General features: G+C 66.4%; 18 protein-coding genes, 1 pseudogene and 1 riboswitch. Of the genes and pseudogenes, 14 read left to right on the top strand and 5 right to left on the bottom strand.

Annotation, left to right across the window (positions count from 1 at the left end):
- Positions 1–107: 107 nt before the first annotated feature.
- The gene (locus tag M3I53_RS20550; protein WP_254317710.1) at positions 108–827 is read right to left on the bottom strand and encodes an OmpW family protein; all 720 of its coding nucleotides are present in this window, start codon (positions 825–827) and stop codon (positions 108–110) included.
- Between the two features lie 189 nt (positions 828–1,016).
- Between M3I53_RS20550 and M3I53_RS20545 the strand changes: the two are divergent.
- The 4 genes and pseudogenes from M3I53_RS20545 to thpR all read left to right on the top strand — a co-directional run.
- Positions 1,017–1,733, top strand: a pseudogene (locus M3I53_RS20545) (transposase); the annotation flags it as partial.
- 624 nt (positions 1,734–2,357) lie between these two features.
- Positions 2,358–7,058 carry a glutamate synthase-related protein gene (locus tag M3I53_RS20540; RefSeq protein ID WP_254317709.1) on the top strand — a complete coding sequence of 1,567 codons (4,701 nt, stop codon included), beginning with the start codon at positions 2,358–2,360 and terminating at the stop codon, positions 7,056–7,058.
- A gap of 104 nt (positions 7,059–7,162) precedes the next feature.
- The gene (locus tag M3I53_RS20535) at positions 7,163–8,629 is read left to right on the top strand and encodes a glutamate synthase subunit beta (RefSeq protein ID WP_254317708.1); all 1,467 of its coding nucleotides are present in this window, start codon (positions 7,163–7,165) and stop codon (positions 8,627–8,629) included.
- 435 nt (positions 8,630–9,064) lie between these two features.
- A complete protein-coding gene (gene thpR / locus M3I53_RS20530; protein ID WP_254317707.1) occupies positions 9,065–9,625 on the top strand; it encodes an RNA 2',3'-cyclic phosphodiesterase in 561 nt (186 codons plus the stop codon).
- Between the two features lie 51 nt (positions 9,626–9,676).
- Here thpR and M3I53_RS20525 read toward each other — a convergent pair whose 3' ends face one another.
- The 4 genes from M3I53_RS20525 to M3I53_RS20510 all read right to left on the bottom strand — a co-directional run bounded on the left by M3I53_RS20525 (position 9,677) and on the right by M3I53_RS20510 (position 15,216).
- A complete protein-coding gene (locus M3I53_RS20525) occupies positions 9,677–11,041 on the bottom strand; it encodes a D-amino acid dehydrogenase (protein ID WP_254317706.1) in 1,365 nt (454 codons plus the stop codon).
- A 49-nt stretch (positions 11,042–11,090) separates the two neighbouring features.
- Positions 11,091–12,386 carry an MFS transporter gene (locus M3I53_RS20520; protein WP_254317705.1) on the bottom strand — a complete coding sequence of 432 codons (1,296 nt, stop codon included), beginning with the start codon at positions 12,384–12,386 and terminating at the stop codon, positions 11,091–11,093.
- A 299-nt stretch (positions 12,387–12,685) separates the two neighbouring features.
- Positions 12,686–13,462 (bottom strand): SDR family oxidoreductase, encoded by a 777-nt coding sequence (locus M3I53_RS20515; RefSeq protein WP_254317704.1) that lies wholly within the window; start codon positions 13,460–13,462, stop codon positions 12,686–12,688.
- The gene (locus M3I53_RS20510; protein WP_254317703.1) at positions 13,459–15,216 is read right to left on the bottom strand and encodes an ABC transporter ATP-binding protein/permease; all 1,758 of its coding nucleotides are present in this window, start codon (positions 15,214–15,216) and stop codon (positions 13,459–13,461) included. Before M3I53_RS20510 ends, M3I53_RS20515 begins: the two co-directional genes overlap by 4 nt.
- 309 nt (positions 15,217–15,525) lie before the next feature.
- Positions 15,526–15,640, top strand: a riboswitch (TPP riboswitch).
- A gap of 252 nt (positions 15,641–15,892) precedes the next feature.
- On the opposite strand from M3I53_RS20510, the gene M3I53_RS20505 reads away from it, so the two are divergent.
- The 10 genes from M3I53_RS20505 (at position 15,893) to M3I53_RS20460 (ending at position 23,771) form a co-directional block, all read left to right on the top strand.
- A complete protein-coding gene (locus M3I53_RS20505; protein WP_254317702.1) occupies positions 15,893–17,041 on the top strand; it encodes an FAD-dependent oxidoreductase in 1,149 nt (382 codons plus the stop codon).
- A 42-nt stretch (positions 17,042–17,083) separates the two neighbouring features.
- Positions 17,084–17,281, top strand: a complete 198-nt coding sequence (thiS, locus tag M3I53_RS20500) for a sulfur carrier protein ThiS (protein ID WP_028206558.1) — start codon at positions 17,084–17,086, stop codon at positions 17,279–17,281.
- 80 nt (positions 17,282–17,361) lie between these two features.
- Positions 17,362–18,177, top strand: a complete 816-nt coding sequence (locus tag M3I53_RS20495; RefSeq protein WP_254317701.1) for a thiazole synthase — start codon at positions 17,362–17,364, stop codon at positions 18,175–18,177.
- Positions 18,174–19,286: a thiamine phosphate synthase gene (gene thiE / locus M3I53_RS20490; protein WP_254317700.1), complete on the top strand. Its 1,113-nt coding sequence runs from the start codon at positions 18,174–18,176 to the stop codon at positions 19,284–19,286. The genes M3I53_RS20495 and thiE overlap by 4 nt, the downstream gene beginning before the upstream one ends.
- Positions 19,287–19,455: 169 nt before the next feature.
- The gene (locus M3I53_RS20485) at positions 19,456–20,277 is read left to right on the top strand and encodes an ABC transporter ATP-binding protein (protein ID WP_254317699.1); all 822 of its coding nucleotides are present in this window, start codon (positions 19,456–19,458) and stop codon (positions 20,275–20,277) included.
- Positions 20,274–21,050, top strand: coding sequence for a lipid asymmetry maintenance ABC transporter permease subunit MlaE (gene mlaE, locus M3I53_RS20480; protein ID WP_028206561.1), 777 nt, complete (start codon positions 20,274–20,276; stop codon positions 21,048–21,050). The genes M3I53_RS20485 and mlaE overlap by 4 nt, the downstream gene beginning before the upstream one ends.
- Positions 21,051–21,123: 73 nt before the next feature.
- A complete protein-coding gene (gene mlaD, locus M3I53_RS20475; protein WP_254317698.1) occupies positions 21,124–21,693 on the top strand; it encodes an outer membrane lipid asymmetry maintenance protein MlaD in 570 nt (189 codons plus the stop codon).
- An 11-nt stretch (positions 21,694–21,704) separates the two neighbouring features.
- Entirely contained in the window at positions 21,705–22,691 is a 987-nt protein-coding gene (locus M3I53_RS20470) for a VacJ family lipoprotein (protein ID WP_254317697.1), read from the top strand.
- Positions 22,692–22,869: 178 nt separating this feature from the next.
- Complete coding sequence (locus M3I53_RS20465) at positions 22,870–23,502, top strand: phospholipid-binding protein MlaC (RefSeq protein WP_254317696.1); 633 nt, start codon at positions 22,870–22,872, stop codon at positions 23,500–23,502.
- Positions 23,499–23,771 carry an STAS domain-containing protein gene (locus tag M3I53_RS20460; protein ID WP_254317695.1) on the top strand — a complete coding sequence of 91 codons (273 nt, stop codon included), beginning with the start codon at positions 23,499–23,501 and terminating at the stop codon, positions 23,769–23,771. The genes M3I53_RS20465 and M3I53_RS20460 overlap by 4 nt, the downstream gene beginning before the upstream one ends.
- The last annotated feature ends 148 nt before the right edge of the window (positions 23,772–23,919 follow it).

The following is a 23,919-nucleotide window of genomic DNA, read 5'->3' as shown; positions in this document are numbered from 1 at the left end:
CGCCAAGAAGGGAAGTGCACGGCCGGGCGGGAAACGCCGCCCTCCGCCAGACGCCGCAAGGGCGGGGCGAAGGGGCGGCGCGAGGTAGTGCGGGGCGCCGAAGGGCGTTAGAAGTTGTAGCCGACCTTCAGGTACGTCACGAGCGGGTTCAGGTGAATCTTCGATTCCGCGACTCGCTGGGTGCCGAACTGGTTGTTCAGCGTCGTGTGGTACGTGGCCGTCACGTTGATCGGGATGTACGAGAGCGAGAAACCGGCGAACCAGTGCTTCGTGAAGTTGTAGTTGAAGCCCAGGTTAAACACGGGGGCCCAGGAACGATCCGTCGAAACACTGGTCGGACCCCCAAGTACACCCTGTTCGAAGGAGCCGTTGGTGATCTTCGCGTCGGTGAACCAGGCGTAGGTCACGCCGACGCCGAGGTAAGGACGGAATTTTGCTTCGGGGCTGTTGAAGTAGTACTTGAACAGCAGCGCGGGACTCCACAGCTTTGCCGAGCCGACCTTGCCGAAGCTGCTGAAGCTGCCGCCGCCGGAAATATCGAACTTCGGCGGAATGCCCAGTTCGGCTTCGGTAGCGAAGTGGTCGGTGATGTAGTAGCCGAGGGAGAAACCCACGGTGTCGGCCGAGCCGACACTGGCGCCTGTATTCGGAATGGCCATGTTGACGGGCGCGCCGCCGACGGTGTCGATCTTGAGCGGATCGCTGGTGTCCTGCGGCATGAAGCGGAACCAGCCGGTGGTGACGTAGAAGGTGTTTGCGGATTGTGCGTGTGCCGCCGTGAAACTGGCGAGCGCGGCGACCCCTGCCAGCGCCTGTTTTAATTTCATATTAATTGCTCCTCCATGAAAGGCCCGCTCATTATGAACACAACGTTTGCAACAAACCAGACGCGACCGTTAGAGCTTTTTTACTAAGCGCCGCGAGCTTTCCGCCGAAGCCGCATGCCAGCGAGAACTAACGCTGGTGGGGCCTGGCGGGTCTGCGGGTATTCACCAACGGAACCAGGAAAATCGAGCATGGCACGGCTTGCACGTCTTTATGTTCCCGATCAGCCACAGCATGTGATCCTGCGCGGTCTCGATCAGCAGCCCGCGTTCGTCGATGACCAGGACTACGAACTGTTCATCGACTGCCTGAAGGCCGCGGCGCGCGATCATCATCTGGCGGTGCATGCGTGGGTTTTGATGCCCGGCGCGGTGCAACTGCTCGTGACGCCCTCCGACGAATCCAGCCTGCCCAAGGCAATGCAGGCGGTCGGCCGGCGCTACGTGGCGCATTTCAACCGGCGCTATGCGCGTCGCGGCACGCTCTGGGAGGGGCGCTACCGCGCGACGGTCATCGAGGGCGAGCGCTTCTTCCTGCTGGCGAGCCGCGTCGTCGAGCTCGCACCGGTGCGCGGCCACCTCGTGACGGCGCCCGAAGACTATCGATGGTCGAGCTACCGGCATCACATCGGCCTGACCGTCGACAGCCTCATCACCGACCATCCGCTCTACTGGGCGCTCGGTAATACGCCGTTCGAGCGTCAGCGCGCGTATCGCGAACTCTGCGAGCAGGTGCTCGACGAACGCGAAACGACGCAGCTCATGCAGGCCACGCTCAAGGGCTGGGTGCTCGGCAGCGACACGTACCGCGATTGGGCGTCGCGCACGGCGAACCGGCGCGTCTCGCCGCTGCCGCGCGGGCGCCCGCGCAAGGTGCGCGAGGCGCCGGGCACGCCTGCGGCAACGCAGGGCGCTATTGGCGCCGCGCCCACCGCAAGCCCGGCTTCGACGCCTGCGGCCGGATCGGGCGCAGGCGGCGGTCAGCCGGCGGGGCATGGCGCCGCCAAATCTGGCCCCCATTCTAGCTCGCACTCCGGCGCCAACCCGGCTGGCTCGACCTCGACGCACGGAGGCGGCCACGCCGGGAGTGGTTCGGCTACAACATCGGGTGGAAATCCGGGTGGCGCGAGCGGCCATTCCGGTGGTTCGCAGGATTCCGGCAACGGTGCCTCCTCCGGTTCGAGTTCGGAACACGACGAGCGCAAGCCGGGCACTGGTGCTCACTGATTGCTTTTCGGATCAAATGTTTACGAGATAAACGGCATCTCCGGATGCCGTTTTCTTTTGTCCGTCTTTGATATGGCACCAATAAAAAAATGTGCGAATGCACCAACTCGATAATTGGGGTTCAATCATCACCTTTTATTTGCATCCCCTTGATTCGTCGCGTATATTCGCCTTTCGGCTCTCCTGGGCGCATAACGCGGGAAGCACGTAGTACCCGCGCAACGCCGTACAGCGGTCACGTAAGCGGCGTAAATCAAGAAAACGGATTCAACGGCTGGCAACGGCCCCCACTCTGACGGTGTCCCCATGAACGATCACCAGCAGCGCGCCGCGGTGCCCGCCGCGCAAGGTCTCTATGACCCGCAAAACGAACACGACGCCTGTGGCGTCGGCTTCGTCGCCCACATCAAAGGCAAGAAGAGCCACGAAATCATTCAGCAAGGCCTGAAGATTCTCGAGAACCTCGACCACCGGGGCGCCGTGGGCGCCGATCCGCTGATGGGCGACGGCGCGGGCATCCTGATCCAGATTCCGGACGCGTTCTATCGGGAAGAGATGGCCAAGCAGGGCGTGACGCTGCCGCCGTTCGGCGAGTACGGTGTCGGCATGATCTTTCTGCCGAAGGAACACGCTTCGCGCCTCGCCTGCGAGCAGGAGCTCGAGCGCACGGTGCGCGCCGAAGGCCAGGTCGTGCTGGGCTGGCGCGACGTGCCGGTCGATCATGCCATGCCGATCTCGCCCACGGTGAAGGCGAGCGAGCCGCTGATCCGCCAGATCTTCATCGGCCGCGGCAAGGACGTGATGGTCACTGACGCGCTCGAGCGCAAGCTGTACGTCATCCGCAAGACCGCGAGCCACCGCATCCAGGCGCTCAAGCTCAAGCACGGCAAGGAATACTTCGTGCCGTCGTGCTCGGCGCGCACGGTCGTCTACAAGGGCCTGCTGCTCGCCGGCCAGGTCGGCGTGTATTACCGCGACCTGCAGGACGAGCGCGTGGTCTCGGCACTGGCGCTCGTGCACCAGCGCTTCTCGACCAACACGTTCCCGGCGTGGGAGCTGGCTCACCCGTACCGCATGATCGCCCACAACGGTGAAATCAACACCGTGAAGGGCAACGTGAACTGGCTGAACGCCCGTACCGGCGCGATCGCCTCGCACGTGCTCGGCGACGACCTGCCGAAGCTCTGGCCGCTGATCTATCCGGGCCAGTCCGACACGGCATCGTTCGACAACTGTCTCGAACTGCTGGTGATGGCGGGCTACCCGCTCGTCCACGCGGTGATGATGATGATCCCGGAAGCCTGGGAGCAGCACACGCTGATGGACGAGAACCGCAAGGCGTTCTACGAATACCACGCCGCGATGATGGAGCCGTGGGACGGCCCCGCGGCGATCGCGTTCACCGACGGCCGCCAGATCGGCGCGACGCTCGACCGTAACGGTCTGCGTCCGGCGCGCTACATCGTCACGGACGACGACCTGGTCATCATGGCGTCGGAGGCCGGCACGCTGCCGATCCCCGAGTCGAAGATCGTCAAGAAGTGGCGTCTGCAGCCGGGCAAGATGTTCCTGATCGACATGGAACACGGCCGCATCATCGACGACAAGGAACTCAAGGACAACCTCGCCAACGCCAAGCCGTACAAGAGCTGGATCGACGCCGTGCGCATCAAGCTCGACGAGATCGAGCCGAAGGCGGAAGACGTCGCGACCGCGCGCGCCGAAGCCGCCGCGCTGCTCGACCGTCAGCAGGCGTTCGGCTACACGCAGGAAGACCTCAAGTTCCTGATGGCGCCGATGGCAATGTCGGGCGAAGAGGCGGTCGGTTCGATGGGCAACGACTCGCCGCTGGCGGTCATGTCCAACAAGAACAAGACGCTCTACAACTACTTCAAGCAGCTGTTCGCGCAGGTCACGAACCCGCCGATCGACCCGATCCGCGAAAACATGGTGATGTCGCTCGTGTCGTTCATCGGCCCGAAGCCGAACCTGCTCGACACCAACAACATCAACCCGCCGATGCGTCTCGAAGTGTCGCAGCCGGTGCTCGACTTCAAGGACATCGCGAAGATCCGCGCGATCGAGCAGTACACGGGCGGCAAGTTCAGCAGCTACGAGCTGAACATTTGCTACCCGGTGGCCTGGGGCAAGGAAGGCATCGAAGCGCGCCTCGCGTCGCTGTGCGCGGAAGCTGTCGATGCGGTCAAGTCGGGCTACAACATCCTGATCGTGTCGGACCGCCGCGCGGACCGCGACAACGTCGCTATTCCCGCGCTGCTCGCCACCTCGGCCATCCACTCGCACCTCGTGCAGCACGGTCTGCGCACGAGCACGGGTCTCGTCGTGGAAACGGGTTCGGCGCGTGAAACGCACCACTTCGCGCTGCTCGCCGGTTTCGGCGCGGAAGCCGTGCACCCGTACCTCGCGATGGAAACGCTCGCGCAAATGGCGCAGGGCCTCAAGGGCGACCTGTCGGGCGAGAAGGCCGTCTACAACTTCACCAAGGCAGTCGGCAAGGGCCTGCTCAAGGTGATGTCGAAGATGGGCATCTCCACGTACATGTCGTACACGGGCGCGCAGATTTTCGAAGCCGTCGGTCTGGCTGACGACCTCATCGCCAAGTACTTCAAGGGTACGGCCTCGAAGGTGGGCGGCATCGGCCTGTTCGAAGTGGCCGAAGAAGCGATCCGTCTGCACCGCGACGCCTTCGGCGACAACCCGGTTCTCGCCAACATGCTCGACGCGGGCGGCGAGTACGCGTACCGCGTGCGCGGCGAAGACCACATGTGGACGCCGGACGCGATCGCCAAGCTCCAGCACTCGGCGCGCAGCAACTCGTATCAGACGTACAAGGAATATGCGCACCTGATCAACGATCAGACGAAGCGCCACATGACGTTCCGCGGTCTGTTCGAATTCCGCCTCGACCCGGCGCGCGCGATCTCGATCGACGACGTCGAGCCGGCCAAGGAAATCGTCAAGCGCTTCGCCACGGGCGCGATGTCGCTCGGATCGATCTCGACGGAAGCGCATGCCACGCTCGCCGTTGCGATGAACCGCATCGGCGGCAAGTCGAACACCGGTGAAGGCGGCGAAGACGAGAAGCGCTACCGCAACGAACTGCGCGGCATTCCGATCAAGAACGGCGACACGATGCAGTCGATCATCGGACCCGAAGTCGTGAAGGACATCCCGCTCAAGGATGGCGACTCGCTGCGTTCGAAGATCAAGCAGGTGGCGTCGGGCCGCTTCGGCGTGTCGGCGGAGTACCTGTCGTCGGCGGACCAGATCCAGATCAAGATGGCGCAGGGCGCGAAGCCGGGCGAAGGCGGTCAGCTGCCGGGCCACAAGGTTTCCGAGTACATCGGCAAGCTGCGTTACTCGGTGCCGGGCGTGGGCCTCATCTCGCCGCCGCCGCACCACGACATCTATTCGATCGAAGACCTGGCGCAGCTCATTCACGATCTGAAGAACGTGAACCCGGTTTCGTCGATCTCCGTGAAGCTGGTGTCGGAAGTGGGTGTGGGCACGGTGGCAGCCGGCGTGGCGAAGGCCAAGGCCGACCACGTCGTGATCGCCGGTCACGATGGCGGCACGGGCGCCTCGCCGCTCTCGTCGCTCAAGCACGCCGGCACGCCGTGGGAACTCGGTCTGGCGGAAACGCAGCAGACCCTGGTGCTGAACCAGTTGCGCGGCCGTATCCGCGTGCAGGCCGACGGCCAGATGAAGACGGGCCGCGACGTGGTGATCGGCGCGCTGCTCGGCGCGGATGAATTCGGCTTTGCGACGGCGCCGCTCGTCGTGCAGGGCTGCATCATGATGCGCAAGTGCCACCTGAACACCTGCCCGGTCGGCGTTGCGACGCAAGATCCGGTGCTGCGCGCGAAGTTCTCGGGCCAGCCCGAGCACGTCGTCAACTTCTTCTTCTTCATCGCTGAAGAAGTGCGCGAAATCATGGCGCAACTGGGTATCCGCAAGTTCGACGACCTGGTCGGCCGCGCGGATCTGCTCGACACGCGCCGTGGCGTGGAGCACTGGAAGGCGAAGGGCCTCGACTTCTCGCGCGTGTTCTATCAGCCGTCGGTCGGCGCTGAAGTCGCGAAGAAGCACGTCGACACGCAAGACCACGGTCTGGACCGCGCGCTCGATCACACGCTGATCGAGAAGGCCAAGGCTGCGATCGAAACGGGCGAGCACGTCTCGTTCATCCAGCCGGTGCGCAACGTGAACCGCACGGTCGGCGCGATGCTCTCGGGCGTCGTCGCGAAGAAGTACGGCCACGACGGTCTGCCGGAAGACACGATCCACATCCAGTTGAAGGGCACGGCGGGTCAGAGCTTCGGCGCGTTCCTCGCACGCGGCATCACGCTGGACCTCGTGGGCGACGGCAACGACTACGTCGGCAAGGGCCTCTCGGGCGGCCGCATCATCATCCGTCCGACCAACGACTTCCGCGGCAAGTCCGAAGAAAACATCATCTGCGGCAACACGGTGATGTACGGCGCACTCGAAGGCGAAGCCTTCCTGCGCGGCGTGGCGGGCGAGCGGTTCGCGGTGCGTAACTCGGGCGCGACGGCGGTCGTCGAAGGCACGGGCGACCACGGCTGCGAATACATGACGGGCGGCACGGTGCTCGTGCTCGGCGAAACGGGCCGTAACTTCGCGGCGGGCATGTCGGGCGGCATCGCCTACGTGTACGACCCGGACGGCACCTTCGCCGGCAAGTGCAACAAGTCGATGGTCGCGCTCGACCCGGTCCTGCAGCAGGCCGAACAGGAGCGCACCGTGGACCGCGCACTGTGGCACACGGGCCAGACCGACGAAGCGCTGCTCAAGGGACTCGTCGAGCGTCACTTCCAGTTCACGGGCTCGACGCGCGCCAAGGCGCTGCTCGAAAACTGGGATGCGGCGCGCCGCCAGTTCGTGAAGGTGTTCCCGACGGAATACAAGCGCGCACTGACCGAACTCGGCGCGAAGAAGGCGAGCCAGGAAGAACTGGCCGCCTGATCCGCAAGACGACGACTGAACGAAGACGAAGCGCCCGCCGCGCTCACTGAAGCGGCGGCGGGCGCGGTCCCCTCACCGAATAGATAGAGATAGACGAGAACCCTATGGGTAAGGCAACCGGTTTTCTCGAGTTCGAGCGCCAGCATGAGGCGTACGAAGCACCGCTCACGCGCGTGAAGCACTACAAGGAATTCGTGGCGGCGCTCTCCGACGCCGACGCGAAGATCCAGGGCGCACGCTGCATGGACTGCGGCATCCCGTTCTGCAACAACGGCTGCCCGGTCAACAACATCATTCCGGACTTCAACGACCTCGTGTTCCGCCAGGACTGGAAGAGCGCGATCGACGTCCTGCATTCCACGAACAATTTCCCCGAGTTCACGGGCCGCATCTGCCCGGCGCCCTGCGAAGCGGCGTGTACGCTCGGCATCAACGACGATCCGGTCGGCATCAAGTCGATCGAGCACGCGATCATCGACAAGGCCTGGGCCGAAGGCTGGGTCGCGCCGCAAGTCGCGAAGCACAAGACGGGCAAGAAGGTTGCCGTAGTCGGTTCGGGCCCCGCGGGCCTCGCCGCCGCACAGCAGCTTGCCCGTGCCGGGCACGACGTGACGGTGTTCGAGAAGAACGACCGCATCGGCGGCCTGCTGCGCTACGGCATCCCCGACTTCAAGCTGGAAAAGTGGCTGATCGACCGCCGCATGCGCCAGATGGAAGCGGAAGGCGTGACGTTCCGCACCAACGTGTTCATCGGCCGTGGCGAGTTACCTGCGCACATCGGCAACACGGCGAAGGAAACGGTCTCGCCGGAGGAGTTGAAGGACCAGTTCGACGCCGTGGTGATCGCAGGCGGTTCGGAAACGCCGCGTGACCTGCCGGTGCCGGGCCGTGAACTCGAAGGCATCTACTACGCCATGGAGTTCCTGCCGCAGCAGAACAAGGTCAACGCCGGCGACAAGCTGCCGAACCAGTTGCTCGCCAAGGGCAAGCACGTGGTCGTGATCGGCGGCGGCGATACGGGTTCCGACTGCGTGGGCACCTCGAACCGTCATGGCGCGAAGAGCGTCACGCAGTTCGAACTGCTGCCGCAGCCGCCCGAGGAAGAGAACAAGCCGCTCGTGTGGCCGTACTGGCCGATCAAGCTGCGCACGTCGTCGTCGCACGACGAAGGCTGTTCGCGCGACTGGGCGGTGGCGACCAAGCGCCTCGAAGGCAAGAACGGCAAGATCGAGAAGCTGGTCGCCGCGCGCGTGGAGTGGAAGGACGGCAAGATGGTTGAAGTGCCGGGCTCGGAATTCGAAATGAAGGCCGATCTCGTGCTGCTCGCCATGGGCTTCACGCAGCCGGTTTCGCCGGTGCTCGAAGCATTCGGCGTCGAGAAGGATGCGCGCGGCAACGTGCGTGCCTCGACCGAAGGCGAGAAGGCGTACTACACGTCGGTCGACAAGGTCTTCACCGCCGGCGACATGCGCCGCGGCCAGTCGCTCGTGGTGTGGGCTATCCGTGAGGGCCGTCAATGCGCGCGCTCCGTCGATGCGTATTTGATGGGCAGCTCGGAGTTGCCGCGTTAAACCGCGGATTGGGACCAGAGTAAGCGCTAAAGCGCTAACTCTGGTCGACACGTGAGGGCCGTCAATGCGCGCGCTCCGTCGATGCGTATTTGATGGGCAGCTCGGAGTTGCCGCGTTAAACCGCGGATTGGGACCAGAGTAAGCGCTAAAGCGCTAACTCTGGTCGACACGCGAAGGCCGCCAATGCGCGCGCTCCGTCGATGCGTACCTGATGGGCAGCTCGGAGTTGCCGCGTTAAATCCGGTGTGTCCCGCTATTCGACACGGTCGGTTAGAGGGGACACACGGGAGACCGCAGGAGACGCAACGACAGAAGCCGGGCACCCGCGAGGGTGACCCGGCTTTTTTACGTCCGTGCGCGGGTCTGCATGGGCGCGCGCCTCGCCCGAGAGGATTACCATGACGCGATTGCCCGACCGAACGAGGCCCGCCGATCATGTCCGAAGCCCGCGAGACCGATCGTGACACGCAGCAATGGCGGCGCTGCTTCATCGCGCTTTCGCCCACTGCGGCGTCGCGCGATGCGCTCGCCGCGCTGGACGTGCCGCCCAATGCGCGGCGCGTGCCCTATGCGCAGCTCCATCTGACAGTGACATTCATCGGCGCGATGTCGTTCGACCAGGGGCACGCGCTGTCGCGGCGGCTCGCCGAGCACGCGCCGCTCATCCCGCCCGCGCAGGTCACCGATATCGAATGCTGGCCGGGACGTGCGCATCCGCGCCTTATGGTGGCGGTGCTCGCGATGTCGGATGCGTTCACGGCGCTCGACTGGCACGTGCGCTCACTCATGGGCGACGTGGGATTGCCACTCGACGCGCGAGCGTTCCGCCCGCACGTGACGCTCGCGCGCTTCGCGCGCGACGCCGTGGGCGCGCCGGCGGCTAGCAGCGGCGAAGCGCTGCCGCCGTTGCGCTTCGAATCGCTGGTGCTGTATTCGAGCACGCTCGCGAGGCAGGGCGCGCGCTACGAGGCGTTGGCGAGCGTCGCGCTCGATTGAGGCGTCGCCGCGGATTGAGGCGTCGCCGCGAGCTGGAGTCTCGACCGGCGTTTAGTGGCGATACCGCGCCAGCGTCAATCCATCGAGATCGATTTCCGGCACGCGCTGCGTGACGAGATCCGCGAGCACGCGTCCCGAGCCCATCGACATCGCCCAGCCAGTCGAGCCGTGCCCGACGTTCAGCCACAGGCCATCCACGCCCGACGTGCCGAGCAGCGGCGCGCCGTCCGGCACCATCGGCCGGCGCCCCACCCAGAATTGCGCCGACGAAGGCGTCGCGGCGTGCGGGAACCAGTCGTCGAGCACCTTCATGAGCGTTTGCAGCGCCTGCTCGCGCAGCGTCGCGCGGTGGTCGCCCAGTTCCGCCGTCCCCGCCACACGCAGATACGGGCCGAAGCGCGTGATCGCCGTCTTGAGCGACTCGTCCATGAGCGCCGCGCGCGGGGCCTTCTGCTCGTCGACCACGGGCAGCGTGGCCGAATAGCCTTTCACCGGATACAGCGGCACCCGCACGCCAAGCGGCGCGACGAGCGCCGCGCTCTCCACGCCCAGTGCGACCACCACGGCGTCGGCGGCAAGCGTGTAGGGCGTGTCGTCGGTGGGCTCGCTGCGCTCGGCCGGGCGCAGCACTTCGGCCGGCGCGCGGCGCAGCTCGCGCCGGTCCTTTCGGTTGTTCGCCGTGCGCCGTCCAGGCACGGCGCGCACGCGCACGCCGTTCACCTTGCCGCCCGCGGCTTCGAGCGCGAGCACTTCGGTATCGAACAGAAACGTGACGCCGCGTGCTTCGCAAACGGAGCGCAACTCGCGCGTAAAGCGTGCGCAGTCGCCGGCCTCGTCTTCGGGCAGATAGACGCCCGCCACCGGTTTCACGCGCGACCAGGCGAGCCCCGGCTCGACCTGCGCGCAGGCGGCTGCATCGAGCTCGCGATAGACGATGCCCGCGTCGCGCAGCACGCCGAGCGCCGGTTGTGCGAGTTCGAGGTCGTAGTCGCTGCGAAAGAGCTGGAGATAGCCCTGGCTGCGCCCGTACTCGAACGCGTGCGTGGCGCGAAACGCGTGCAGGCATTCGCGGCTGTAATAGGCGATGCGCTGCATGCGCTGCTTGTTCACGCGAAAGCGCGCGAGATCGCACTCGCGCAGCCAGCGCGCGATCCAGCGCCACTGCGCGGCGTCGAGCGTGGGCCGGAAGATGAGCGGCGAGGTAGGCTTGAGCAGATACTTGATGAGCTTCGCGGGCATGCCGGGCGCGGCCCACGGCGTGACATAGCCGGGCGCGATGACGCCGGCGTTGCCGAAGCTCGTGCCGAGCGCGACGCCCGGTTCCCGTTCGACGACCGTGACGTCGCAGCCTCGTTCGCTCAGATAGTACGCAGTAGCGACGCCGATCACACCGGCGCCGAGGACGATCGTTTTCATGCCGGTAGCCCAACACGGAGGGACGGTCGGTATTGCAGCATGTTCGCGCTCATCGTGCAGTGGACTCCGCAGACGCTCGCTCGCTCCCGGCATCAGGCACTTCCTCGGTCAGCGCCTTGCCCTTTGTCTCCGGCAGGCACAACGCCGCGACGATCACGAGCAGATAGCCCGCGCCGGCTACCACGCCGATCGCCTTCACGAGCGAGGTGGTTTGCGCGAACATGCCTACGAGAATGGGGAAAAACGAGCCGAGTCCGCGTCCGAGGTTGTAGCAGAAGCCCTGACCCGAGCCGCGAATCGCGTTCGGGTAGAGCTCCGAGAGATACGCGCCCACGCCCGCGAAAATGCCCTGCACGACGATGCCGAGCGGAAAGCCGAGCAGGAGCATGGCGGTGTCGGTGATCGGCAGCATGGTGTAGGCCATGCCGAGCGCAAACGAGCCGATGGCGAACAGGATGAACGAGGCGCGTCGGCCGATCTTGTCGCACAGGATCGCGCCGACGATGTAGCCCGTGAACGAGCCGACGATCAGCACGATCAGATAGCCGCTCGTGTTGAACACCGAGAGATGGCGCACCGTCTTGAGGTAGGTGGGCAGCCACGTGGTGATCGCGTAGTAGCCGCCGAGCATGCCGGTGCACAGCGCGCTGCCGAGCAGGGTGGTGGCCAGATGCGCGGGCGCGAAGATCTGCATGAAGTGGCTTTGCACCGCGCCGCTTTCGCGCGCCCGGCGCGTGGCGACGAACACGTCGGGATCGCTCACGTTGCGGCGCACATAGAGAATCCAGAGCGCAGGCACGATGCCGATCCAGAAGCACGCGCGCCACGCGTATTCCTCGGGTAGCAGGGCGAAGAAGGCCCAGTACAGGATGGCGGCCGCGCCCCAGCCGAACGACCAGCTGCTCTGCACCGTGCCCACGGCTTTCGCGCGATGCTGCGGCGAGCGGATCGTTTCGGCCATCATCATCGTGACGACCGTCCATTCGCCGCCAAAGCCGATGCCCTGCAGCGTGCGCGTGGCGAGCAGTTGCCAGAACGAATGCGTGAAGCCGGAGAGGCAGGTGAAGAGCGCGAAGGTGGCGATGGTCCACTGCAGCACGCGCACGCGGCCGTAGCGGTCGGCGAGGATGCCGGCGAGCCAGCCGCCGATCGCCGACGAGATCAGCGAACTGGTCGCGATCATGCCGGCCTCGCCCTTGGTCATGCCCCAGGTCGCGATGAGCGTCGGGATCAGGAACGAGTAGATCATGAAGTCGAACGCGTCGACAGCGTAGCCGCCGAATCCCGCGTAGAGCGTGCGCCGCTCGCGCGCGTTCAACTCGGTGAACCAGTGAAAGTAGCCCACAGCGTGTCTCCCATATTTGTTGTGCGCGCAACGAGCCGGGTGAGCGGCGCGTGCTGCGCAAGCGACCCGGCTCGCGCAGACGCGTTGGGTGGCGTGTGCGCTTGACGCTGGCGGGCTGCGCGGTGCGCCGCCGCCCGTCTCCGGTGTGCTGGAGGGCTATTTTACGGTGCGAAACCGCGCTGAGGCGAGGGGCATTTTTTGGCGCCCGCTATCGTTGTATTCCGATAGTTATTTCGAAGTTCAGTTCAGGGTTTAGTTCGATAGCGAGCGAACGACGGCGCGCGCGAACTGCTCGGACGCTACAGCGTGCGCCCGCCGTCGACGTGAATCACCTGGCCGGTGATGTGGCGCGCGGCGTCCGAGAGCAGGAAGGCGATGAGTTCGGCGACATCGGCCGGATCGGCAACGTGGCCGAGCGGCGTTTCCTGTGCCGCTCGCTCCCACACCGGCGCGTTTTCCGACGTGGGGCCCTTGTCCTTGCGCGTATAGCCGGGGGCGACGCAGTTCACGGTCACGCCGTGCGGCGCGAGCTCCGCCGCGGCGGTTTTCGCCAGCGATTCGAGCGCGGCCTTCGCGGCGGCCGTGGCCGCGAACGGTGCGCCGGCGCGGTAGCGGTGCGCGACGAACGAACTCAGCGCAACCACGCGGGCGCGCGCCGAGCGTTCCAGCGCCGGCTGCGCGCGTTGCACGAGCGCCGCGAACGCCGCTGGCATGGCCGCAAAGGCGTTTTCGAGCGATGCGGCGTCGAGCGCGGCGAGCGTCTGGCGCTGCGCGTGCCCGGCGTTGGCGACGAGCTGGTCGAGCGCGCCGAAATGCGCGAGCGTGGCGTCCACGAGCGCGGCCACCTGGCCGGCCTGCGCGAGATCCCCGTACGCGGTGGCGCTGGTCGAGCCGCGCTGTTCGCACTCGGCGGCGACGGCGGCGAGCCGGGCACGCGATGCCTCATCCGCGCCGCGCGCATGCAGCATCAACGCCACGCGAGGCGCCGCGATGCGCCGCGCGAGCGCCGCGCCGATGCCCGAGCCCGCGCCCGTGATCAGCACGACGCGTTCAGGGCGCTCGGCGCTTGCGCTCACGCGGCAACTCGCTCTTCGGGCATGCGCTCGATCTCGAGCGTGTCGTGGTGGTACGCCGCGAGCGACTCGCGGTGAGCGACGCTCACGATCGCCGCCTTGGGCAGGCGTTCCATGAACAGCTTGTAGAGACGGCTTTCGTTGTCGGGGTCGAGCGCGCTCGTCGCTTCGTCGAGGAACAGATAGTCGGGCTTGTGCAGCAGCACGCGCGCGCCCGCAAGGCGTTGCTGCTCGCCCGGCGAGAGCACGCGCGTCCAGTGCGCCGATTCGCCGAGACGATCCACGTACTCTTCGAGGCGGCAGGCGCGCAACGCTTCGCGACAGTCTTCGTCGCTGTAGTCGTCGGCGGGCGAGGGGTAGGTGAGCGCCGCCTTGAGCGTGCCGATGGGCAGATAGCTCTGCTGCGGGATGAACATCATGCGCGCATCGACAGGCGCGTCGATCGAGCCTTCGCCGAACGGCCACAGGCCCGCGAGCGCACGCATCAGCGTGCTCTTGCCCGCGCCCGAGGGGCCGCGCACGAGCCAGCGCGAGCCGGGCTTGATGGCGATGTCGCGCACCTCCGAGAGCGGCGTACCGTTGGGCAGCGAGAGCTTGAGGTGCTCGGTGGCGAGTTCGTTGTTGTCGATGAAGTGCAGGTTGATGCCGCCGTGCTCGGTGGCGGGCGAGACCGATTCCTTCAGGCGCGGCGAGTGCACCACGCGCACGAATTCGCGCAGACGATTCACGGTAGCGCGCCATTCGACCAGCGTGGAGTAACTGTTGATGAACCACGAGAACGAGTCGCTCACGGTGCCGAACGCCTGCGAGATCTGCATCAGCACGCCGAACGTGAAGGCCCCCGCGAAGTAACGCGGCGCGGCCACGACGAGCGGGAAGATGATGGCGATCTGGCCATAGAAGCTCAGCACGAAGGTGAGGCGCTTCGTGTACTTCATCACGCGCCACCAGTTGTCCTTGATGTGCGCGAAGAGGCCTTGCGCGTTGCCGCGCTCGGTGTCCATGCCGTCGTAGAGGGCGATCTGCTCGGCGTTTTCGCGCAGGCGGATCAGGCCGAAGCGGAAGTCCGCTTCCACTTTTTGTTGCTGGTAGTTGATCGACACGAGCGGGTGGCCGACCTTCTGGATCACGAGCGAGCCGAACACCGCATAGAGCGCGGCAGCCCAGACCATGTAGCCCGGAATCGCGAGCGGCTGGCCGCCCAGCGTGACGGTGAGCGCGCCCGCGAGCGTCCACAGGATCGTGATGAACGAGATGAGCGTGACGACCGTGGAGAGCAGGTCGAGCGTGAGCGAGAGCGTGGTCGTGGCGAACGACTGGAGGTCGTCGCTGATCCGCTGGTCGGGGTTGTCGGCGAGGCGGTCGCGCTCGATGCGGTAGAACGCGCCCTTGCCGAGCCACTCGCTCAGGAACCGCGTGGTGAGCCACTGACGCCAGCGAAAGCCGAGCATCTGGCGCAGATAGCGGCCATACACCGCGAGGATGATGAAGCCGAACGCCAGCTCGGTGAAGGTCATCAACAGCGGCGGGAAGCGCTTGACGTCCTTGGCCTGCAACGCGTTGTAGAACTCCGCGCTCCAGCCGTTCAGGCGCACGTTGATCCACACGACGAGCAGGTTCATCACGATGATCGCGACGAGCAGGCCCCAGGCGATCCAGCGTTCCTCGGAGACCCAGTAGGGCTTGATCAGGCTCCACGCGGTGATCTTCTGATGCTCGTTCTGATCGGGCGTGGCGCGGGCAGGTTGGTTGGTCATGTGCGTCCTGAAGGTGTGGCGGCCCGCTTGGGGCATGCGCCGCGCGCCGCACGGCGGCAGCGTTGCAGGGATTTTTGCAGCGATTCTGTCGTCGGGCGCTTAAGTGAGTCTTAACGCGTCACAGGCGGAGCTAAAACCGGCGCGAGGCGCAGACAAAAGCGCACGCCGGCGCCGCCGTAGCGTGGCGCTCATTGTCTCACCGCGCGGGCTCGGGAGGCGAAAGAGCCGGGTTCAGGGCATTGTGCCAGACCACGACCCCCGGCTCCGCCGAGGTTTGCGGGCCGCGCGCGTTTTGTGGTCTAATCGTCGTTGACGAAACAGGGGTGCTTCACCGGTATGCCGGGCATGCCGCCAGTGAGGCTGAGAGAAACCCTTTGCACCCGATCCGGGTAATACCGGCGCGGGAAGTTTCCAGAAAGTCTTGGCCGGCGCCCAGCCTGGGTTTTGAAAAGGCGGGGGGCGCCAGGATTCCCGCCGGGCTGCGCTTTGGGCGCCTGGGTTCGTATACGCATTCCGTATCGGGCCGTCTGCGCCGCATAGCCTCCACGGTCGGCCTTGCCAGCCGGTTTCGTCCTTGGGTACGTCTGCTGCTGCCGTACGGAAAGGATACGATGACCGCCTATTCTCTTTGTTCCCCTATTCTTATCGCGTTCGCCTTGCGTGACGGAGCACTGTCATGAGCCGCGCCCGCAACCCCAACGTGGGCAGCGTGCCCGACTTCGCCGTGCTCGGCGGCGGCCTGAGCGGCCGGCTCGTCGCATGGCGTCTGGCCGGCGAGGGCCATCGCGTCGCGCTTTACGAGCGCGGCGGCCCCGAAGGCGGCGAAGCCGCCGCCTGGGTCGCGGCGGCCATGCTTGCGCCGCTCGCGGAGGCCGCTGTCGCGGAACTGCTCATCACCGAGCTTGGCGTCGCGTCGCTCGAATCCTGGCCGCGCATCCTGGCCGAGTTGCCGGAGCCCGTGTTCTTCCAGCGCAACGGCACGCTTGTGGTCTGGCATAGCGCCGATCGCACCGAAGCGCCGCTCTTCGAGCGACGCGTGCGCGCCAACGCGCCGCGTTCTCTCGCCGATGCCAACTTCGTCGCGCTCGCCGGTGCGCAGCTCGACGCCGCCGAACCGGCGCTCGCGGGGCGCTTCGCGCGCGGCTGGCTGCTCGAAGGCGAGGGCCAGCTCGACAATCGCCAGGCCCTGGCCGCGCTGGCGGCGGGGCTCGCTGCGCGCGGCGTGGAAACCCACTGGCACACCGCGGTAGACGAGGCCAATCCGCCGCCCGCGCGCGTGACGATCGACTGCCGCGGGCTGGGCGCCAAACCGGCGCTGCCGGGCTTGCGCGGCATTCGCGGCGAAGTCGCGCGCGTGCACGCGCCGGGCATCACGCTCACGCGCCCGGTGCGGCTCCTGCATCCGCGCTATCCGCTCTATATCGCGCCCAAGGAACACGATGTCTTCGTGATCGGCGCGACCGAGATCGAAGGCGAGGACCGGTCGCCCGTGAGCGTGCGCTCGGCGCTCGAACTGCTGAGCGCGGCGTTTGCGGTGCATCCGGCGTTCGGCGAGGCGCGCATCCTCGAGTTGAACTCGCAGTGCCGCCCGACGCTGCCCGACCACCGCCCGGCGCTCATCTGGGACGGCAAGACGACGCTGCGCGTGAACGGTCTCTATCGGCACGGTTTCATGATCGCGCCGGAAGTCGCCGACGAAGCCGCGCGCTTCGCCCAGGCACTGCTCGCCGCCCGCGTGAGCGATGCCGATTCCTTCGAGGCGCTGCGCCGCGCGTCGCGCTGGGGCGACATGCTGCACGCGCAGGGCGCGCACGAGCCGGCCTGACGCCTCACCAGAAACAATCCGCAGTTTGAGAACGTATTTGCCATGGACATTCATATCAACCAGAAGCCGATCACGCTGCCCGAGGGCGCGACTGTCGCCGATGCGCTCGCCGCATTCGGCGCGCGTCCGCCGTTCGCCGTCGCGCTGAACGGCGATTTCGTGGCGCGCACCCAGCATGGCGCGCGCTCGCTCCAGGCGGGCGACCGCCTCGACGTCGTGAGCCCCGTGGCCGGCGGCTGAGCCTCGCTCGCCCAAGCCACCGGTCGCGCGCATCGCATGTATCGCGAGCGCGTTCACGACACCGCCAAGGATTCCCACCCATGACCACCACATCCACCGCCGACGCGCTCACGCTCTACGGCGAAACCTTCGCGAGCCGCGTGCTGCTCGGCACGTCGCGCTATCCGTCGCTGCAGTCGCTCGCCGACTCGATGGCTGCCGCGCGCCCCGGCATGATCACCGTTGCGCTGCGCCGCCAGATGAACGAGGGCACCGCCGAGGCCGGCTTCTTCGATCTGCTCAAGCGCCACGGCGTGCCGCTCCTGCCGAATACGGCCGGCTGTCTCACCGTCAACGAGGCCGTGACGACGGCGCACATGGCGCGCGAAGTCTTCGAAACCGACTGGATCAAGCTCGAACTGATCGGCGACGACTACACGCTGCAGCCCGACCCGGTCGGCCTGATCGAGGCCGCGTCGCGCCTCGTGAAGGACGGCTTCAAGGTGCTGCCGTATTGCACCGAGGATCTCGTGATCGGCCGGCGTCTGCTCGACGCGGGTTGCGAGGCGCTCATGCCGTGGGGCGCGCCGATCGGCACCGGCAAGGGCGTGATCAACCCCTACGGCTTGCGCGTGCTGCGCGAGCGCTTGCCCGATGTGCCCCTCATCGTCGATGCGGGCCTGGGCGTGCCTTCGCACGCGTGCCAGGTGATGGAGTGGGGCTTCGACGGCGTGTTGCTCAACACGGCCGTCTCGCAGGCCACGCACCCCGCGGCGATGGCGCGCGCGTTCGCGCAGGGCGTCGAGGCCGGGCGCGCCGCGTTTCTCGCCGGACCGATGGCCGAGCGCGAAGCGGCGGTCGCGAGCACCCCCGTGGTCGGCATGCCTTTCTGGCACCAGGATGGAGACAAACGATGACTGAAACGCTGCGCCTGCAGGACCGCGAACTGTTCTGGCCGCCTGCCGACGAACTCACCGAAACGGCGGAGCGCATCCGCGCACGCCTGGGCGACTGGCAGCCCACGCATGCGCCGTGGCGCATCTGTCTCACGCCGCCCGACGCGCCCAACGGCGGCGATCTGATCATCGTGACCGACGCGGCGCCGCATCTGGCTAACATCGCGCGCTGGATGACCGACGGCGCGGGCGTGATCGAAGCCGCGGGCGAAAACCCGAAGGCGGCGCGCGCCACGCTGCATCTTGGCGGCGAGCGCTACGCGCTGGAGGGCGAGCTGGCGGAAGACTGGATCCCGGCGCTGGCGGCGTTCCTCGACTGCGGCTTCGATCCGCACGACGCGCTCGTGCTCGCGCTCGCCTGGCGCGACGGCGACGAGCAGCAGACCGACGCCTGGCCCGTCGACATCAAGCGTTTTCCGCGCGTGCTGGGCTTGCCCGCCGCGCCCGCGCAGCCGTTCGCGCCGTGTCCCGCGAAGCTTGGCTTGTATCCGGTGCTGCCCACGGCCGACTGGGTCGAGCGCGTGCTCGACTACGGCGTCAAGACGGCGCAGCTGCGCAGCAAGCAGCCGAAGTCTCCGGCGCTCACGAGCGAAATCGAGCGCTGCGTCGCGGCGGGCCGCAAGCACGACGCGCAGCTCTTCATCAACGATCACTGGCAGGAGGCCGTCGCGGCCGGCGCTTATGGCGTGCACCTCGGCCAGGAAGATCTGCGCGAAGCCGACCTCGGCGCGATCGCGGCGGCCGGCGTGCGTCTTGGCCTCTCGACGCACGGCTACTTCGAGATGCTCACGGCGCTTCATTTCCGTCCGAGCTACCTCGCCTGCGGCGCCGTCTTCGCGACCACGACCAAGGCGATGCCCACGGCGCCCCAAGGCCTCGCGCGTCTGGCCCGCTACGTGAAGCTGCTGGACGGCGTCGTGCCGATGGTGGCGATCGGCGGCATCGACGGCAATGTGCTGCCCGAGGTGCTCGCCACGGGCGCCGGCAGCGCGGCGGTGGTGCGCGCCGTGACCGAGGCGGCCGACCCGGCTGCCGCGCTTGCTGCATTGCGCAACGCGTTTACGCAATAATGGTCCGCCCTGGCATCGGGCTGCGTCGCGCGCGCGATCCGATGCCGAGGGGGCCGCAACCCGTAACACTGGGCGCTTGCGGCTTACATCAACGGGTCCAGGGGCGTCACGGCAGGTTTTCCACGATGGCCCTATAATCCCGCCTTCGTGTAAATGGACTGTCAGCCACGTGCCCTCAACCTCTGAGACCCTACTGGAGCTGCGCGACGTCGACTTCGGCTACGGCGACCGGCTCGTCCTGTCCGGCCTGAACATGCGCTTCGCGCGCGGTCGGGTGGTGGCAGTCATGGGCGGTTCCGGTGGCGGAAAAACGACAGTGCTGCGCTTGATCGGCGGCCTCGTTCGCGCCCAGCGCGGCCAGGTGCTGTTCGGCGGCCAGGACGTCGGCGCGCAGTCGCGCGACGGCCTTTACGCCCTGCGCCGCAAGATGGGCATGCTCTTCCAGTTCGGCGCGCTCTTCACCGACATGTCGGTGTTCGAGAACGTCGCCTTCGCCCTGCGCGAGCACACCGACCTGCCTGAAGAGCTGATCCGCGACCTCGTGCTCATGAAGCTCAACGCCGTCGGCCTGCGTGGCGCGCGCGACCTCGCGCCTTCGGAAATTTCCGGCGGCATGGCGCGGCGCGTGGCGCTTGCGCGCGCCATCGCGCTCGACCCCGAACTCATGATGTACGACGAGCCCTTCGCCGGTCTCGACCCGATTTCGCTCGGCATCACCGCGAACCTCATCCGCACGCTCAACGACGCGCTCGGCGCAACCTCGATCCTCGTCACGCACGACGTGCCCGAGTCGTTCGCGATCGCCGATTATGTGTACTTCCTGGCGAACGGTCGCGTGCAGGCGCAGGGCACACCCGCCGAGCTGCGCGCCTCGACCGACCCGATCGTGCGCCAGTTCATCGACGGCGCGCCGGACGGCCCGTTCCGGTTCCATTACCCGTCGAACTTGCCGCTCGAAGCGGACTTCGGCATTGGCGGAGGCCGCTCATGATCGGCGCCATCAGCTCGATCGGGCGCACCGTGCTCGAAACGATCGCGCGCGCGGGGCATGCCACGCGCTTTTTCGTGCGCCTCGTCCTCGAATTCTTCCCGCTGCTGCGCCGGCCGCGTCTTGTCACGAAGCAGATCCACTTCGTCGGCAATTATTCGCTCTTGATCATTGCCGTGTCGGGCCTGTTCGTCGGCTTCGTGCTCGGGCTGCAGGGCTATTACACGCTCAACCGCTACGGCTCCGAGCAGGCGCTCGGGCTGCTGGTCGCGCTTTCGCTCGTGCGCGAGCTCGGGCCCGTCGTCACCGCGCTGCTGTTTGCGGGCCGCGCGGGCACCTCGCTCACGGCCGAGATCGGCCTCATGAAGGCGGGCGAGCAACTCACGGCCATGGAGATGATGGCGGTGGACCCCGTGCGCGTGGTAGTTGCGCCGCGCATGTGGGCAGGCGTGATCGCCATGCCGATCCTCGCGGCTATTTTCAGCGCAGTCGGCATTCTGGGCGGCTACGTGGTGGGCGTGCTGCTGATCGGCGTGGACGCCGGCGCGTTCTGGTCGCAAATGCAGGGCGGCGTGGACGTCTGGACCGATGTGGGCAACGGCGTGATGAAGAGCATCGTGTTCGGCTTCGCCGTGACGTTCACCGCGCTCTATCAGGGCTATGAGGCGAAGCCCACGCCCGAGGGCGTGTCGCGCGCGACCACCAAAACGGTCGTGTACGCGTCGCTCGCGGTGCTCGGCCTCGACTTCCTGCTCACCGCGCTGATGTTCAGCTAAAGACGCCGGGTAGCGACCCGGCCGCGCGGCGCGCACAGGAGCGACGCCGCAACGGATTCTCATTGGGATGACGATGAAAAAGAATGCTCTCGACTTCTGGGTCGGTCTGTTTGTGGTGCTGGGCTTTATCGCGCTGCTGTTTCTTGCGCTGAAGGCCGGCAACATGAGTTCGCTGTCGTTCCAGGCCACCTACCCGGTGAAACTCAAGTTCGACAATATCGGTGGCCTCAAGCCACGCGCGCCGGTGAAGAGCGCAGGCGTGACCGTGGGCCGGGTGGCTTCGATCGGCTTCGACCCCACCACGTATCAGGCGCTGGTGACGATCAACCTCGATCAGCAGTACCAGTTTCCGAAGGACACGTCGGCGAAGATCCTGACGTCGGGCCTGCTCGGCGAGCAGTACATCGGCCTCGAGCCGGGCGGCGATTCGGAAATGCTCAAGGCCGGCGACACCATTTCGATGACGCAGTCGGCCATCGTGCTCGAGAACCTGATCGGCCAGTTCCTCTATAGCAAGGCGGCCGATTCGGGCGCCGCGAAGCCGTCGAGCGGCGCGAGCACGGACGCGGCGCCTGCTGCCGCACCCGCGCCCGCACCGGCTCAGGCACCGGCACCGGCACCGGCTGCTTCGGCGGCCCAATAAGGAGAAAAAGAATGACGACCATACGCATGCGCGCCATTACGCTTGGCGTCGCAGCGCTTGCACTCGGGGGCTGTTCGACGGTGCAGACGCCGTCGAAGGAAGATCCGTGGGAAGGGTTCAACCGCACTGTGTACACATTCAACGACAAGGTTGACACGTACGCGCTCAAGCCGGTGGCGCAGGGCTACGTGAAGGTGACGCCGCAGCCCGTGCGCGACAGCGTGACGAACTTCTTCGCGAACATCGGCGACGTGTACAACGCCGCGAACAACTTCCTGCAGCTGAAGATCACCGACGGCGTCGAGGACATCATGCGGATCGTGATCAACACGGTCTTCGGCCTCGGCGGCCTGTTCGACGTCGCGACGCTCGCGAAGCTGCCCAAGCACAACCAGGACTTCGGTCTCACGCTCGGTCACTATGGCGTGCCGCCCGGCCCGTACCTCGTGCTGCCGCTGTTCGGTCCTAGCACGGTGCGTGACGGCGTCGGCCTCGTGCCGAACTACTTCATCAATCCGCTCACCTATGTGGATCCGGCCGCGCTGTCGTGGGGCCTTTACGGCCTCAACGTGGTGAGCACGCGCGCCAACCTGCTTGGCGCGAGCGACCTGCTCGAAGGCGCGGCGATCGACAAGTACTCGTTCATCCGCAACGCCTATTTGCAGCGCCGCCGCTATCTGCTCTCTGATGGCCGCGCGTCGTCTGGCAGCAACTTGCCGGATTACGGCGATGGTGCGCCGCTGCCGAAGTACGACGACACCGACGAAGGCGCGGCAGCCGGTGCGGCGGTCCCCGCTTCGGGCAGCGAGCCTGCGGCCACGCCCAATGCGGCCAGCATGGTGCCCGCAAACCCCAACGGCGCAACGACCGCGCCGGCCACGCTGGAAGGACCGGCTGGCGCCGCGGCTCCCGTGGGCGCGTCGGAAACCACGGTGCCGGGCGACCAGATGATTCCGCCCGCGCGCATCGGCTTCCCGGGCATGCTGCGTCTGCGCTGAGCGCTGCGCTCCGGCGTGGTGAAACGCCTCGCCGGAGCGTTCGTCTGACACATACGTCCGACGTAACAAGCAGAAACGCTTGTCGCACTTTGCTGGCAGTTTCTGACACAGTGCGATAGATCTCGCGTGATATCGTTGGCTCCAACGGGGCGATGTCCCCCAACCAGCAGGACTCGATATGAAAAAATTATTTCTGTACCCGTTTTTCGCCATGTTTCTTTCGTTTGCCGGCGGCGCGTTCGCCCAGACGGTAGACAGCAGCAATCCCGACGCGATGGTCCAGACGGTCACGCAACAGGTCATGAGCCAGATCAAGGGCGACAAGTCCATCCAGTCCGGCGACATCAGCAAGATCACCCAGCTCGTGAACGAAAAGATCCTGCCGTACACCGACTTCCGCCGCACCACGCAGCTCGCGATGGGCCGCAACTGGCGCACGGCCACGCCGGAACAGCAGCAACAGGTCATCGAACAGTTCAAGACGCTGCTCATCCGCACGTACTCGGGCGCGCTCGCCCAGGTGCGCGACCAGCAGATCCAGTACAAGCCGTTCCGCGCGAACCCGGACGACACCGACGTCGTGGTCCGTTCGACGGTCATGAACGGCGGCCAGCCGATCGAGCTCGACTATCGCCTCTACAAGACGCCGCAAGGCTGGCGCGTATATGACATCAACGTGCTCGGCGCGTGGCTCATTCAGGCGTATCAGCAACAGTTCCAGGAAAAGATCCAGCAAGGCGGCGTGGACGGCCTGATCCAGTTCCTCACGCAGCGTAACCAGCAACTTGCATCGGGCAAGGCGACCTCGTGAGCGAGCGTTTCGCCACCGGCGCCAACCTGACCCACGAGAGCGCGAATGCCGCGCTCTCTGCCGGGTTCGCGCAGATCTCGGCGGGCGCAACCGCCGTGGACTGCGCAGCGCTCACCCAGTTCGATTCTTCGGCGCTCGCCGTGCTGATCGCGTGGCAGCGCGCCGCGCGTGAGCGCGGCGCTTCCCTCGCCGTGCTCAACTTGCCCCCCGCGCTCGCCTCTCTCGCGCGCGCCTACGGCGTCGATTCGCTTCTCAACGAGCGACATTGACCCGCGTCGCCTGGCCGGACGCTAGCGTTCGCGCGGTATCACACCGCACTGCCGGGCCGACGCCGTTCCCCTCCAGGGCCAGGCCGCGCTTTCCGACTTGGCCTATAATCAACCGTTTTTCGGGCGCTGCCTCGGCGCGAAAAGTACC

The sequence above is a fragment of the Paraburkholderia sp. CNPSo 3272 genome (assembly GCF_024206495.1).
Taxonomy (GTDB): Bacteria; Pseudomonadota; Gammaproteobacteria; order Burkholderiales; family Burkholderiaceae; genus Paraburkholderia.
This window is presented reverse-complemented; position numbering and strand designations above follow the sequence as displayed.

Excerpts from the sequence above, each read along its gene's own strand:
- M3I53_RS20550 (WP_254317710.1), bottom strand. The coding sequence starts at position 827 with ATGAAATTAAAACAGGCGCTGGCAGGGGTCGCCGCGCTCGCCAGTTTC.
- M3I53_RS20540 (WP_254317709.1), top strand. The coding sequence starts at position 2,358 with ATGAACGATCACCAGCAGCGCGCCGCGGTGCCCGCCGCGCAAGGTCTC.
- M3I53_RS20535 (WP_254317708.1), top strand. The coding sequence starts at position 7,163 with ATGGGTAAGGCAACCGGTTTTCTCGAGTTCGAGCGCCAGCATGAGGCG.
- thpR (WP_254317707.1), top strand. The coding sequence starts at position 9,065 with ATGTCCGAAGCCCGCGAGACCGATCGTGACACGCAGCAATGGCGGCGC.
- M3I53_RS20525 (WP_254317706.1), bottom strand. The coding sequence starts at position 11,041 with ATGAAAACGATCGTCCTCGGCGCCGGTGTGATCGGCGTCGCTACTGCG.
- M3I53_RS20510 (WP_254317703.1), bottom strand. The coding sequence starts at position 15,216 with ATGACCAACCAACCTGCCCGCGCCACGCCCGATCAGAACGAGCATCAG.
- M3I53_RS20505 (WP_254317702.1), top strand. The coding sequence starts at position 15,893 with ATGAGCCGCGCCCGCAACCCCAACGTGGGCAGCGTGCCCGACTTCGCC.
- thiS (WP_028206558.1), top strand. The coding sequence starts at position 17,084 with ATGGACATTCATATCAACCAGAAGCCGATCACGCTGCCCGAGGGCGCG.
- M3I53_RS20495 (WP_254317701.1), top strand. The coding sequence starts at position 17,362 with ATGACCACCACATCCACCGCCGACGCGCTCACGCTCTACGGCGAAACC.
- thiE (WP_254317700.1), top strand. The coding sequence starts at position 18,174 with ATGACTGAAACGCTGCGCCTGCAGGACCGCGAACTGTTCTGGCCGCCT.
- mlaE (WP_028206561.1), top strand. The coding sequence starts at position 20,274 with ATGATCGGCGCCATCAGCTCGATCGGGCGCACCGTGCTCGAAACGATC.
- mlaD (WP_254317698.1), top strand. The coding sequence starts at position 21,124 with ATGAAAAAGAATGCTCTCGACTTCTGGGTCGGTCTGTTTGTGGTGCTG.
- M3I53_RS20470 (WP_254317697.1), top strand. The coding sequence starts at position 21,705 with ATGACGACCATACGCATGCGCGCCATTACGCTTGGCGTCGCAGCGCTT.
- M3I53_RS20465 (WP_254317696.1), top strand. The coding sequence starts at position 22,870 with ATGAAAAAATTATTTCTGTACCCGTTTTTCGCCATGTTTCTTTCGTTT.